Genomic DNA, 264 nt, shown 5'->3' on the forward strand with positions numbered 1-264 from the left:
GCGCCAGCGCAATCTTGAAGGCCTGCGGCAGGATCACGTCCCGCATGCGGGACAGATAGGGCAGGCTGAGCGCCTGCGCCGCCTCCCACTGCCCGCCGGGGATGGCCTGGATGCAGCCGCGCCAGATTTCGCCCAGGAAGGCGCTGCTGTTGAGAATCAGCGCCGCGCCGGCCGCCACCCAGGGGTTGATTTCCAGCCCCAGCACCGGCGCGCCGAAGAACACCAGAAACAGCTGCAGCAGCAAGGGCGTGCCCTGGAAGACCT

The 264-nt window shown here is 68.6% G+C and carries 1 protein-coding gene; it reads right to left on the reverse strand.

The annotated features are described in order from the left end of the window. A partial coding sequence (locus C5P05_RS00270) for an ABC transporter permease subunit (protein WP_114967972.1) occupies positions 1-264 on the reverse strand: 264 nt, incomplete at both ends.

The sequence above is a fragment of the Rhodoferax ferrireducens genome (genome assembly GCF_003347515.1).
GTDB lineage: Bacteria > Pseudomonadota > Gammaproteobacteria > Burkholderiales > Burkholderiaceae_C > Rhodoferax.